Origin of the sequence: Runella sp. MFBS21 (assembly GCF_029433105.1) — a bacterium.
GTDB lineage: Bacteria > Bacteroidota > Bacteroidia > Cytophagales > Spirosomataceae > Runella.
Window position 1 is genome coordinate 14,189 of the sequence record NZ_JARNTW010000008.1, and the last position, 13,868, is coordinate 28,056.

Genomic DNA, 13,868 nt, shown 5'->3' on the forward strand with positions numbered 1-13,868 from the left:
TACGGTTTTTGGATACAGCATGAAAAGCATTAAATAAGCATAATCTTCTACCATGTACAAAGCCTACCTCTCAACGTTTATTGGTATTTTGGGTAGTGTAAGCATTGCCCTCCAAACCCAAGCCCAGCACTTTGAATCTTCGAATTTGCCCATTGTTGTTATCAATACCCAAGGACAAACTATCATTGATGAAACCAAAGTAAATGTGCATATGGGTGTGATTGACAATGGCTCCGGCAATCGCAACTACTATCGCAACTCCCAAAACAACAACCAACCCGACCCTTTTAATAACTATGACGGCACCATAGGTATTGAATTTCGAGGCTCTGCTTCCCAATTTTTTCCTAAAAAGCCATATGGTTTTGAAACAAGAGAAAACGCTGGCTCAACCAAAAGCGTTAAGGCTTCTATCCTAGGAATGCCCCCTGAGAGCGATTGGATACTAAACGCTAGCTACACCGACAAGTCGCTCATGCGGGATGTACTTACGTACCATTTATCCAATCAAATCGGTATGTATGCCACTCGTACCCGCTATGTAGAATTGGTGGTAGATGACGACTACAAGGGGGTGTATATTGTCATGGAAAAAATCAAACGCGATGCCAACCGAATCAATATCGCCTCTCTCAAAGAGACAGATAATAGCGGCGACGAAGTGACCGGAGGATATATTCTTAAAATCGATAAAAATACTGGCACTGGCAACGCTTCTTGGAAATCACCTTATCCCGGTAATCACAACACGGAAATTAACGTGATGATTGAATACCCCAAACAAACCAATATTACTGAGGCACAATACAATTACATCAAAAATCATTTCACTGAATTTGAAAATACCCTCAAGTCCTCTCAATTTAAAGATCCCGTCAACGGCTATGGCAAATACATCGATGTTAATTCATTTGTTGACTACTTCCTCTTGACCGAACTTACTTACAATATCGACGCCTTTAGGCTCAGTATTTTTATGCATAAAGACCGTGATAGCCGCAATCCCAAAATCAAAATGGGGGCTCCGTGGGATTATGACCACGGATACGGTAATGCTAATTTTTGTCAAGGTTGGGAAACCAACCACTGGGCTTATGATTTTGTCAGGGAGTTTTGTCCCAATGACGACAAGCAAGTACCTTTTTGGTGGGCAAGGCTGCTAGAAGATAGGGATTTTTGTATTAAAGTAAGAGACCGCTGGAAAGAACTCCGTACCAACTATTGGACCAATGACTACATCAATACCTTTATTAGATACAATGAGGAGCTACTGTCCGAATCACAGGTACGTAACTTTCAGCGTTGGCCCATTTTGGGTGAGTGGATATGGCCTAATTATTTCGTCGGCAACACGTTTAAAGAAGAAGTAGATTGGTTTAAAAACTGGACCGAACAACGCCTCCAATGGTTAGACACCAACATAGACAAAATCGGGGCTTTAGGTATAGATTGCTCTAACGTATCAGCTCCTGCTATCGCTAATGTTAGCTACTGTCAAGGTCAAAATAGTAATCCACTTACTGCCGTAGGAACCGACCTCAAATGGTATACCTCCGCCGACGCCACCGAAGGAAGTACCCTCGCCCCTACTCCTTCTACTGAAACTTTGGGGACAGCTTCCTATTACGTAACCCAAACAACGCCTCAAGGATGTGAAAGCCCAAAAGCAAAATTGGACGTCACTATCAATGCCGTACCTCAGGCGCCCACAGTTGTTCATGTCGAATACTGCCAAGACCAATCCCCTCTTGCTTTGAGTGCCGAAGGGCTTCAACTTAAATGGTATACTTCGGCTACAGGTAGTAGCGCAGAGACCACTGCGCCTATCCCTGCTACCACGACTGCGGGTTTAGTTTCGTATTTTGTATCACAAACTATAGACGGCTGTGAAAGCAATAAAGCCGAAATCCAAGTTACTATTAAAGAAAAATCTACCCTTCCAACTGTTACTAATAACGCCTATTGTGAAGGAAATACGGCGACACCTCTCACCGCTTCTGGCGAGAACCTAAGATGGTATACATCTATACAGAGTGAATCCAATACTACTACTCCACCTGTACCATCCACCGAAAAAGCCCAATTGCTGTCTTTTTTTGTAACTCAAAATACCAATGGTTGCGAGAGTAATCGCGCAGAAATAGCGGTTAATATAAAAGCAAAACCTAGCCGTCCTGAGGTTTCTGACGTTGGATATTGCGAGGGCCAAAATCCCAATCCCCTCACGGCTCAAGGCACTGAACTAAAATGGTATGCCTTCGAAACAGGGGGTACGGGTGAAAGTACTACTCCTACTTTTGTCACATCATCAAGTACTAAGCTAACCTATTTTGTAACACAAACTATTGAAGGGTGTGAAAGCGATAGGTCGAAAATCGAGATTACTATAAGCCCTAAGCCTACTCCACCCCAAGTTGAAAATGTAACGTATTGTCAGCAGCAAGTACCAAGCAGCCTTAGCGCCCAAGGAACCCGTCTACGATGGTACTCTTCCGATATTAGTAGTACTGGCGATACTTTAGCACCTTTACTCACTACTAATGAAGCTACGACCTTGGCCTACTTTGTATCTCAAACAGTGGGGGGATGCGAAAGTGAAAAAGCCAAGATAGAAATTCTTATCAAAGCAAAACCCGACAAACCCACCCTCATTTCTACCATCAGCTATACCAAAGGTGACAACGCAGAACCAATTTCGGCCCAAGGAGAAAATCTAAAATGGTATGCTACCGCCGCTGCTACCAATGGTAGTCCTACCGCTCCCGTACCTTCTACCACTACTACTGGCGATGTGTATTATTATGTAACTCAAACCGTCAACGATTGCGAAAGCGATAAAGCTGAGGTAGTCATTAGCGTATTTGAGCCCCTTGCCTCTAGTGTATGTTTAGAAATAAAAGCATTTTTGGAAGGAGCCATGAATGGCTCAAGCATGACCAATATACTCAATAAGCAAGGGCTACTTCCTGGGCAAACTCCAAGCAGCGCTTTTGCTGCTAAAACCCCTAGTGGACAACCTTATTCCAAAGGACTATGGCTATACAATGGCTCCGAAAAAGTAGAATCATATCCAAGTGACGTAGTCGATTGGGTACTGGTATCACTCCGTACTTCTCCTTTGGATGAAGTTACTACAGTGTTCAAAACAGCCGCTCTCATACACCAAAATGGCACCATCCGTCCCCAATCTGGCTGCCCTTCTTTTGATGCAAGCCATAAGTTTTATGTAGTGGTAGAGCATCGCAATCATATCGGTGTAGTATCGCATGAAGCAGTAGGTATCACGGGTGGCAAAATATCATATGATTTTACAAGTCAGCAATCCTTCATCCCTCCCAATGCTCCCTCATCAGGACAAACCAAGGTGGGAAACTTTTACTGCCTACTTGCAGGAGACGTCCAAAAAGGAGCTTTTTCTGAAATCAACGCCCGAGACAATGCCATTTGGCTTGGGGAAAACGGGAAATTTGGAGTATACACTGCCGCTGACATGAACCTAGACGGTGAAGTCAACGCCAAAGACTATTCGCTATGGCGCCGAAACAATGGTAAGTTTTCGAGTATTGGATTCTAACCAACTTACATCAAACTACCCACGCGCATTTGTTCGACAACCTCTTTGATATGTTGAAGTGCAAAGGTGATTTCGTCGTCGGTTGTAAATCGCCCCAAACTCAAACGCAGTGAAGCATAAGCTTGATCGTCGGTAAGGCCTAATACCTTTAACACATAAGAAGGTAAAACCGAAGCCGACGTACAAGCTGAGCCGGTCGATACCGCCACATCCTTGAGGCTCAAAAGTAAATTTTCGCCGTCTACATCTTCAAAACAAATATTGGTCAAATGAGGCAAACGAGCAGCTATATTACCATTGACAAACGTATGCGGGACTTGGGACAAAATCCCTTGTTCGAGGCGATCGCGTAAAAGCTTCAACCTCTCCGATTCGGATTTCATCTCCTTTTGTGCTATTTCACACGCTTTCCCCAAACCTACAATTCCAGGCACATTGAGCGTACCAGAGCGGCGCCCTCGCTCGTGCCCACCGCCATCTAGCTGCTGACTGATTTCAATACCCTGTTTTACTATTAGTGCTCCTATTCCTTTGGGGCCATATAGCTTGTGGGCTGATAAACTCAATAAATCAATGCCGTCAGAGTGCATATCGACGGTTACTTTGCCCACGGCCTGTGTGGCATCACTATGAAATACTGCTCCCACCGAATGAGCCAAAGTAGCCATCTCACGAATGGGCTGAATCACGCCAATTTCGTTGTTGGCATACATCACCGAAACCAATATCGTATCTTTTCGAAGAACATTGGCCAATTGCTGAAGACTAATGAGACCGTCAGAAGACGGAACAAGATAAGTGACTTCGGCCCCCCATTCTTCCAAATGATGGCAAGTGTCCAATATAGCCTTATGCTCAGTAGCAACGGTAATGATGTGTTTTCCTCGAACTGATTTTTTTTCAAACAACCCTTTGATAGCCAAATTATTAGCCTCAGTAGCCCCACTCGTAAAAACCACTTCTTTGGGATTTACATTCAGAAACTTTGCAACTTGTTTACGTGCATTTGTTACTGCTTCTTCGGCAGTCCATCCATATAAATGCGTTCGACTTGCAGCATTTCCAAAATGCTCACTAAACCACGGAAGCATCGTCTCCAACACTCGACTATCTACAGGAGTGGTAGCATTGTAATCAAGATATACAGGCAAGCGCATAAAAAAGTCGTTATTTTTGAACGAAAATAACGACTCAATTCTACATGTACAAATCCAATCAATTACTTATTATTAGTTGATGCAGGCGGCGGTAATTTAGCAAAACTTGACTGAAACCACTTTACATTCATTCCTATCATACCTGCATTGGAAGAAGTCCAAGCAAAATCCAGTGCTTCGTTTTTGCCGTCTTCGTACAATGCCAACTTTAATACCTCTAAGTCTTTTCCAAAAATCACTTTAGACAATTCAACCGTGTATTTGGTAGGTTTCTTTTCAGCATCAATCAATCGCAAACGGCCACCTTGATCGTGTAAATAAACCTGTCGATTAAGATCATATTTATCTTCAGTGCCTTCTTTTTTGAGTCGCCACCATCCAACATAGACCTCGCAACGCTTGAGTTGATGATATACTTTATCCGTAGGGCCAAACAAACGTTTTCCAGCTTCGTCAAACCCTTCTTCACGAAACCAAAAATCATTTTTAGATAAGAGGAGGCTATCGGTCATGTAGAACTTTTTCTTATCTTTCTTTGACTCCATCAGACAGGCTTTATCTTTCATATATCCCACAAACTTATCCCCATTGCGACGCCAATAGACCGCACATCCTTTTGTATTTTCGAGTTTATCAAATGTCAATGTTTTGATTTTATCGGGCTTCTGATTCAAATTGACATAAGCAGAATCGACTTTAAAAGTATACTTATCTAAACGTATTGCTTTTTCAGCCGGGTCTTCTTTGAAAACATAAATCCATTGATAAATCTGATTGGGATTATTGTCATAATAATGCTTCACATAAAATACATTTTCGCCAAGTGTAGGGGCTTGAATTGGCGAAAAAACAATATGTGTACGACGATGCCGATTTGGTGCTTTAGTATCAATTTCTCTAACAAATTGTTGAAAATTATCGAATTCCCCTTTGAGCAAGGCAGTCATTGATTTTAAATCATCTTTCAGAGAAGAGGCTGCCTGCCCAAAACTTTGCATATTAAGCAACAACAATAGGATACTAACGAAGGCGTGTTTTTTTGAATCTTTCATGAGCGTTTTATAGGATTTCAAGGGTGCAATATTACGCAAAAAGTTCTTTTAATAGTCCAAAGATTTATCAAATGGATTAGTCTTTGAAAGAAAACAATGTTTTATATATTTCTTTTCAATCCATAACTTGGGACACTCATTGCAATCTTTCCTAAAATCTCCATGATTACTACCGCCGTCTTACTTTATCTTTTTTTGCCTATTTGCTTGTTTTGGTGGGGGTGGTTTGAATGGTGGATAGCATTGCCTTGTACTGCTATCTTAGGAGGCTTATTGGCAGTAACTTTCCCCTCTTTCAAGCTTTCCTATTCTCGTAGTTTCTTATATTTTAAAAGTCCACAAGGCATCCTATTTTTTAAGTCAGTTTTGGTATGTTTGATACTATCTTTTGGTTGGACATACCTGAGTGGTGTAGGAGGATTTAGGCCCCAGCATTTCGATTATTTCAAACACAATTTACTGATAAACAACTTAATCCGGTACTCATGGCCGGTTGTTTATCATGACCAAACCTACTTAGCTTATTATCATGCCTACTATTTAGTGCCTACACTCCTAGCCAAATGGACGGGTGGTATATCTTGGGCGTCTTATTATTTTTTTGTTTGGACTTGGCTAGGGTTATTTCTTGTTTTCAGGCTTTTACAAGAGCTGGGTGGCACGCGTCTGCTACTTTTATTTTTGTTTTTCAATAGCCCCGAAGGGATTTTGTGGCTAGTAGAGATTTTCAAATCATCGGCCTCTCTTAAAGCGTCGATTGTAGACTTATGGCGCAATGACCACACCATAGAACTCATCCAAACTCCAGGGGGGCTGATGTTTCCAAGTCATGTAGAATCATTCATAGCAGCACCTCAACACTCTCTGTTCTCATGGCTTGGCATAGGATTATTATTAAAAACTCTACTTCCCGTAGGCCAAAAAACTTTGTCAAACGCGGCTTTTTTACTAGCCTGCTTACTACTTATAAGTGGCTTATATTGGTCACCTCTAGCCACTTTAGGGCTTGTTCCGTTTGTAGGTTTTATGGTAATTTCTTCCAATACCTTCTCCCTCAAAACAACCAAACGCTCAGCTTTTGCACTTGTAAGTATCGTTCTGACGGCGTTGCCGATATTGATTTTTTATGCCGGTCATTTTCCCATTTTTACCCAGCACGGCTGGTGGTGGAATTTTCTAAAATCCTCTCATGATTATCTTTTACTTTTCGTTTTTTTGGCCTTGGAAGTAGGAATTTGGGGTTTGATAGGATTTTATCTTTTTAAGAAAAATTTGGTTTCTAAATTAGATACAAAACTTCTATCACTGGCATTGATCGTGCTTACTATTTTAGCATTCTATCGTTATGGTTTTTTCAATGATTTGGCTCGACGTGCTTGCTTAGCTCCTACGTTAGTTGTATGCTGGTTTGTAGCAAAATACCTCATTCCAAGAGCTTTAAATGGCCTTGCATGGGAGCGTCTGTTTTCGATAGGACTTGTATGTTTTTGTGTGCTTATTCCATTCAAACAGCACTTGCGCTGGTTCACTTCTGAGCCCTACACAACTATTGTCGATAAAAAAATAAGTGATTTTACCCCTTACACCATCCATTACCTCGACCGATACCATAACGGGCAGTTTGACGTAGTAGCCCAATACTTAGGGCGTCCCCAGTCTATTTATATGCACTCCTTTGCCCCCTCCCAACCTACTAAGCCTAAAGTCATCTCGAAGGCATTTTATTACTGGAAATCTACTTTTAAATTATCTTCTTTTGAAAAACAAGCATTGTTAAATCATAAAATCGATAAGCTTTACGTCAAATTTTTTGATGTGGATTGGGATGGTGTTAGCAAGCAAGCCATTCCTAAAGCGGTTATTTCTTTTGCAGAATCCCCTCCCGTTTCAATTGTGCCTACGGTATTTATTACTAATCGCAGCCTCGAAAACCTAACTTGGGGGGGTATCGATGAATTGGGAGAAAATATAGCTACTAAAATCTCACAAATATCCCATGCTCAAAGGCAAAGCTTTGGGGTGGACGAAGTACAAATTGACTGTGACTGGTCGCTTACCACCAAGTCTAAATACTTTAAACTTCTTTTGGTATTGAAGAAAAAACTTACTCAATCTGGGCTTTCCACAAAACCTATTACCTTGTCGGCGACGATTCGTCTACACCAAATTAAGTTTTATCGAACTACAGGTGTACCTCCCATTGCAAAAGGCATGTTGATGTACTACAACATGGGCAACTGGAAAACTCCCAATGCTCCCAATTCTATTCTAGACCTCGATGTAGCTCACCGATATGCTGATTATATCTCCGACTATCCATTGCCTTTAGATGTAGTGCTTCCTATTTTTCGTTGGGGAATAGTGTATCGAAACGGAAAGTTTATTTCCTTCATCAATCACCTCACTACCAAAGAATTAGAGAATACTGTTTTCTTAAAAAAATCTCAATATCCTCATCAGTACGTTGCTCTCAAAAACACCCATGCTTGGGGTATAGCCATTCGTCAGGGGGATATTTTACGAATTGAAGAATGTCACCCTGAAGACCTCATAATAAGTAGTAGATTACTTGCTGAAGAAATACAAAATTCTGAAGTTACTTTTGCGTTTTACCATTTAGATTCTTTGAACCTTTCTTTTTATGAAAAACAATCGCTTTTTCAAGTTTTTCGAGCCTTCCGCTAAAATCATCGCTATTCTAATCTTACTTGCTTGTGCAGGTGGACCAGCTGATTTAAATGAATTTACGAGCTACTTTATGCCCGAAAGTGCCGAGAGTCACGCAGGTGATAACCGCTATAATTATACGCAACAGTTCTTGTATTTGTCAGAATACGAAGACACTTTAGAGGTGGCGCCGACGCTCAATTCGCAAGCGTGGGCCCAATACGCCAATGTATCGGAAGAGATAGCATACCACTATTTTTACGGAGAAAACAAAACCGATGTTTTATCGCAGCGTTTGCTCCTCAAAGGCAACAAATCCGCCGTCAATTATCTCCAATTGGCTCGAAAAATCGACCAAGCGTATACCCCAGCCCTCTATTCGTGGGATGAGACCCAGCGTGATTCCCTAGTTTTACAACAAGCATATATGCAAGTCCAAGCGCAAGCTCAAAACGCTCCAGATGATTTTTTAAAAGAAAGGTACGGGTTTCAGGCGGTCAAACTCGCGATGATTTTACAAAAGCCAGAAGAATGCCTCAAGCTCTACGAACGCTTTATAAAACCACTCAAAAACAAAACTTTCATCAGCGATTGGGCTTACAGTCGCAAAGCCGGAGCAAGCTTGGCTTTAGGCGACACAGCTAGAGCAATTTACGAATTTGCGCAAGTATTTGAGCGCTGTCCTTCACGCCGTAAAGAAGCAGATTTGAGCCTTCGTATCAAAGGGATTACTTTCCAAGAAAAAGCCCTTAGTTATTGTCAAAACGATGCCGAAAAAGCAGCGGTATATGCTCTTTGTGCCATTCAACCTTTAGAAGATGGATTACCTTTCTTGAAAAAAATTGTTGAGCTTAATCCTAAAAATAAATTACTAGAACTTATTACAGCGCGTGAAATCAATAAAAACGAATACTATACCCTCAATCCTGTTCCTTATGTAGAAGATACAACAGCGTACCAAGAACGCCAAAAAGAAAGTAAAACCTATTTTGAACAACTAGGCGATTTTACCGCCCAATGTGCCCAAAATCCCGCTCTTTCATCCTCCGCTTTTTGGAACACTGCCAATTCGTACATTTCCTATATCAATAAGGATTATGAGCAAGCCTCCAAAGCTTTGGAAAAAGCCAAATCAATGCAGACCTCCAATACTTTTTTGAAGCAACAAATCGAAGTGCAAACAATGCTGTTGTTGATTGCAAAACAAGACAAAATTACGCCTGAGTTTGAAAATCAAGCTATTGGTATGCTTGAAGGATTTACGAAATCAAATAATTTTAGGGTGGTCAATGCCTACACACGTGCTTGTGATTTACTGGCCAAAATGTACCGAGGTCAACCAATTGATTCTGAAAAAAAAGCAGGTTGGCTTTCTGGTTGTAGTAGCAAATCAACCGATATTCCCAAAACATATCTCGCCAAAGCGTTTTTGTTTGATATAGCAGCAAGCTGGCAAGCACGTCCCACAACGCCCGAAGGGTACTCTGTTAGCTTTGCGACAAATACCGACCGCTATGCTATTGAAGACAGTACCTCTATTGAACTGCTTCAAGAAGTGTTGAAGTACATTCAAGCACCCAATTTGACTAATTTTGATAAAAAACTCCTCCAACTTTCAGGAGTACATCAAGATCAAATCAATCTTCTGATTGGGCGTAAACATTTAGGTTTGCACGAATATATTTTAGCGGCTAATGCATTTGAAAAAATTCCTGTTCAAACTTGGAAACAAGAGCCTTTTGCAACTTATCTAGACCAAAATCCTTTTTATTTGACCCCTGATAATGGCCAAAAGGCCAATCCTGCAATAACTCCTTACCAATTTGCGAAACGTATGGCCGAACTGGAAGCCCAAATGAAACAAGGAGATGCCCAAGCAGCTTATCTTTTGGGCTGTGGTGCGTATAATATGGGATATTGGGGCAATAGCTGGATTCTCTCCAATCGGCAACGCAGCAGTAGCGAGTATCAATACATGTATCCTAAGAGAGATTTGTCACAAGATGATTATTATGTGGCTAGCAAAGCCAAATCTTATTTCGACAAAGCTATAGCCCTATCAAAAGCTCCTGAGCTTTCGGCTAAAGCGGCTTATGGCGGAGCACTTTGCCAACGCAATGCTTTTGCCGTTTATGAAGCTGCCGCGAGCGAAAAAATAGGATACTCCGCTTCAGAACAAGCTGCCTTTACAAAAAAAATGAACCAAGAACTCAGACAGCGTTTGCACAGCTACTTCCTAGTTCTCAAACAACAATATCCCGACGCTCAATATACCCGTGAAGTCTTGGAAGAATGTGCTACGTATCGATATTATGTCAATCGCAAATAAAATTTTTAGCTCCCTAGCTGATTACTTCAAAAAAGGTAAAAAAACAGAACAACTAAACCACTGTCTTACAGTGCGATATGGCCTTACAGATTTTTTTAGCAAATATTTTTCAAGTTTTTTGACAAAAAATTTGCGTTTTAAAAAGCTATCCTACATTTTTGCACTCCCAAACGACGGGAAATACCGACAAAAAATGGTGATGTAGCTCAGTCGGTAGAGCAAAGGACTGAAAATCCTTGTGTCGGCGGTTCGATTCCGTCCATCACCACTCTCAAAATCAAGCCGTTACGAAGAAATTTCGTAGCGGCTTTTTTCTTTGGTACAACATAGGTACAACCATTTATTTTGGATCAAGTACAAAATTTGTGAAGGATGTTGGATTTTTTGAATCAATACCAAAACGTTGATATTGCTGGGGTAAAGGAAAATAATGCAGACTCTCCCGATTTGAATGATTGGTAAATTAAATTTCATGGCGGAACGCCTCTTTTAACTCTTTTTCACAAAGACCCCGAACCGAAGGGAATAATTAAAGAGGTCGTCAATGATTATGGATGGGCCGATACCGATATACAGAGGCGTATCAGTTTTCGTCATACCATAAGCGGTCAAACGAAGCGGAGTTTTTGTGTACTGAATGAGACCGACAGGATCATCATTAAGAATACGGCACAGGCCGAAGCACCTCCCTACTGGTTGCATAATACCATTTTAAATGCACTTCCTTCCAAGCTGAGACGGCTAATTGTTATTGAAGGAGAAATGCATTCTAACCCTCGAAGTATAACGTATAAAGAAGCAACGGCCTATTGGGAGCCGGATATAACAGGTTTTATCCAGGCAATTCTGGAGGGTGTTATTTGTGTTGACTTCGATGCCAGAACGAATGAAGGCCGTGGATTAGTCATAAGCAATCACGGCACAAAATTTAGAATTAAAAATGATGATACCGGCAAAGATTTATGCTAATAAGCATAAAATAGTTGCCAGTATCGGTTAAAATTATGGGTAATAATATGCTCAAAGCTAATCTATAATTTCTTGGTTTACATTAGTAAGTTTGTCTATCTTTCCGACAAAGGACTAACCAGATTGAGAGTGCCTGATACTTCCTATAATGTTTAAGTTGAATCAGCATTAAGTGTAATCATTGTAGTGACGTCTGCCTATTGGTGTTGTCACATATCTTGACAAAATTTGTGACGATTATTATCCTGTATCTGTCACAAATAATTTCTAAATTTGTGACAGATATGTAAAAGGTTTGCGTATGCAAAGTTCTGAAAAACAAATAGAAAAGTCAATAAAGTCAAGACCAAAGGGGACATTGGTGTTCCCTGATGATTTTACACATTATGGTTCTTCGGAAGCTGTACGAAAAGCCTTGGATCGTCTCGAAGATAAAAAATCCTTGATACGGGTAGCCCAGGGCATTTACGTAAGACCCAAAGAAAGCAAACTTATCGGCGTTGTGTTACCATCGGCGGAAGAGGTGGCTGAGGCCATCGCAAAGCGGGACAAAATCAGAACAGTTCCAAGCGGAGCCTATGCCCTGAATGCACTCGGGTTAAGCACTCAGGTGCCGATGAAAATCGTATTATTGACCGATGGGTCACCACGCGAGATAAAAGTCGGCAAGCGAACAATTAAATTTAAAAAGACCACCCCCAAGAATCTTTTGGCAAAAGGAAAAATAAGCAGGCTGGTGATACAGGCGTTAAAAGAAATCGGCAATGGTAAAATAAGTGAGTTGGAAGAACAAAAAATTTTAAAGTTGCTCAAAACGGAGAAGCTTGCTGATTTAAAGCATGACATAGCTTTGGCACCAGTTTGGATTCAATTAATCATGAAAAAGGCTTTGAAAGATGGCAAAGAATGATTTTTATACTATATCAGCCGCTGAAAAAGAAGCTGTTTTTCAAGCCATAAGTACCCAAACCGGAATGCCTGCGTTTGCCGTCGAGAAAGACTGGTGGGTCACACAGACATTAGCCATCATTTTTCAAACGGAGATAGCCAGCCATTTGGTTTTCAAAGGAGGAACATCCCTCAGCAAAGCTTGGAAGCTCATCCAGCGGTTTCGGAAGATATTGATTTGGCCATTGATAGATCTTTTTTTGGTTTTGAAGGCGAACTTTCAAAAAGTAAACGAACAGCATTGAGAAAAGAGGCAGGTGCATACACTACAGGTCCGTTTTTTGAAGAGCTGCAACGGATGTATGCCGCTAAGGGATTTGAGGTTTCGCTAAAGGCGGTAGCGGCAACCGACAGCGACCAAGACCCCAGAATTATTGAAGTTCATTATCCTAATATTATTAAACCACCTGGGTATTTATTTCCTCAGGTACACCTGGAAATCGGGTGCCGTTCACTGCGTGAACCATACACCATTCGTACCTTCGGCTCTCTAGTCGACGAAATTTATGAGGGACGAGATTTTGCGGCTCCCCTGATAAATATCCCTACGGTAGATGCCGAAAGAACTTTTTTAGAGAAATTGTTTCTGCTGCATGAAGAGTTTCATCGGCCTGTCGATAAGATAAGAGTGGATAGGCTGAGCCGTCATTTGTATGACGTATATCATCTGTCGAGAACCGAAACAGTTGATCGCGCCATAGCTGATGAGGAACTATATCAAACGATTGTCTCGCATCGGTTTACATTTTCTAGAGTGGGAAAGGTAGATTACAACCTGCATAACCCTCAAACATTAAATCCAATTCCTCCAATGGTTATGATGGAAGCGTGGAAAGAAGACTATAAAAAAATGTTGGAGGAAATGATTTACGAAGAAAGCCCTCCTACATTTGAGGAGTTAATAAAAGCACTCACCCAACTAAAAGAAAAACTGAGTGCTCTCCAATGGCAATTCAATATAGCATTTCCAAGCCTCAATGATTGATACCAACACAGTCACCCAATTGCAAAACTGTTTTGAGAATAACATAGATGATGTGCTTTATTGCACTTTAAGCGATTGCCGCAGTTTTTGATGCGCCTGTTGCCAATGCTCCAGATTTTCAGTGATTCGTTGATGCCGGAGTGCCGCTTCTACATATACACTCATCAAATATTCGGCCTCAAAATGT

7 protein-coding genes, 1 tRNA gene and 1 pseudogene are annotated in these 13,868 nt (G+C 41.1%); 7 read left to right on the plus strand and 2 right to left on the minus strand.

Annotation, left to right across the window (positions count from 1 at the left end; all coding sequences use genetic code 11):
* The first annotated feature begins 52 nt into the window (after window positions 1-52).
* Entirely contained in the window at window positions 53-3,574 is a 3,522-nt protein-coding gene (locus P1X15_RS16760; RefSeq protein WP_277339285.1) for a CotH kinase family protein, read from the plus strand.
* A gap of 5 nt (window positions 3,575-3,579) precedes the next feature.
* Here P1X15_RS16760 and P1X15_RS16765 read toward each other — a convergent pair whose 3' ends face one another.
* Entirely contained in the window at window positions 3,580-4,731 is a 1,152-nt protein-coding gene (locus P1X15_RS16765) for a cysteine desulfurase family protein (RefSeq protein ID WP_277339286.1), read from the minus strand.
* A gap of 62 nt (window positions 4,732-4,793) precedes the next feature.
* Complete coding sequence (locus P1X15_RS16770; RefSeq protein ID WP_277339287.1) at window positions 4,794-5,783, minus strand: chromophore lyase CpcT/CpeT; 990 nt, start codon at window positions 5,781-5,783, stop codon at window positions 4,794-4,796.
* 162 nt (window positions 5,784-5,945) lie between these two features.
* On the opposite strand from P1X15_RS16770, the gene P1X15_RS16775 reads away from it, so the two are divergent.
* The 6 genes and pseudogenes from P1X15_RS16775 (at window position 5,946) to P1X15_RS16800 (ending at window position 13,681) form a co-directional block, all read left to right on the plus strand.
* Window positions 5,946-8,468 (plus strand): hypothetical protein, encoded by a 2,523-nt coding sequence (locus P1X15_RS16775; protein WP_277339288.1) that lies wholly within the window; start codon window positions 5,946-5,948, stop codon window positions 8,466-8,468.
* Entirely contained in the window at window positions 8,425-10,779 is a 2,355-nt protein-coding gene (locus P1X15_RS16780) for a hypothetical protein (RefSeq protein ID WP_277339289.1), read from the plus strand. Before P1X15_RS16775 ends, P1X15_RS16780 begins: the two co-directional genes overlap by 44 nt.
* A 195-nt stretch (window positions 10,780-10,974) precedes the next feature.
* A tRNA-Phe gene (locus tag P1X15_RS16785) sits at window positions 10,975-11,047 on the plus strand.
* A 194-nt stretch (window positions 11,048-11,241) separates the two neighbouring features.
* Window positions 11,242-11,748, plus strand: coding sequence for an MvaI/BcnI family restriction endonuclease (locus tag P1X15_RS32590; RefSeq protein WP_409049690.1), 507 nt, complete (start codon window positions 11,242-11,244; stop codon window positions 11,746-11,748).
* A 301-nt stretch (window positions 11,749-12,049) separates the two neighbouring features.
* The gene (locus P1X15_RS16790) at window positions 12,050-12,658 is read left to right on the plus strand and encodes a DUF6088 family protein (RefSeq protein ID WP_277339290.1); all 609 of its coding nucleotides are present in this window, start codon (window positions 12,050-12,052) and stop codon (window positions 12,656-12,658) included.
* A 64-nt stretch (window positions 12,659-12,722) separates the two neighbouring features.
* A pseudogene (locus P1X15_RS16800) lies at window positions 12,723-13,681 on the plus strand (nucleotidyl transferase AbiEii/AbiGii toxin family protein).
* Window positions 13,682-13,868 lie beyond the last annotated feature (187 nt).

Bases quoted from the DNA above. Each gene is read 5' to 3' on its own strand.
- P1X15_RS16760 (WP_277339285.1), top strand. From the start codon at position 53: ATGTACAAAGCCTACCTCTCAACGTTTATTGGTATTTTGGGTAGTGTA.
- P1X15_RS16780 (WP_277339289.1), top strand. From the start codon at position 8,425: ATGAAAAACAATCGCTTTTTCAAGTTTTTCGAGCCTTCCGCTAAAATC.
- P1X15_RS16765 (WP_277339286.1), bottom strand. From the start codon at position 4,731: ATGCGCTTGCCTGTATATCTTGATTACAATGCTACCACTCCTGTAGAT.
- P1X15_RS16790 (WP_277339290.1), top strand. From the start codon at position 12,050: ATGCAAAGTTCTGAAAAACAAATAGAAAAGTCAATAAAGTCAAGACCA.
- P1X15_RS16775 (WP_277339288.1), top strand. From the start codon at position 5,946: ATGATTACTACCGCCGTCTTACTTTATCTTTTTTTGCCTATTTGCTTG.
- P1X15_RS16770 (WP_277339287.1), bottom strand. From the start codon at position 5,783: ATGAAAGATTCAAAAAAACACGCCTTCGTTAGTATCCTATTGTTGTTG.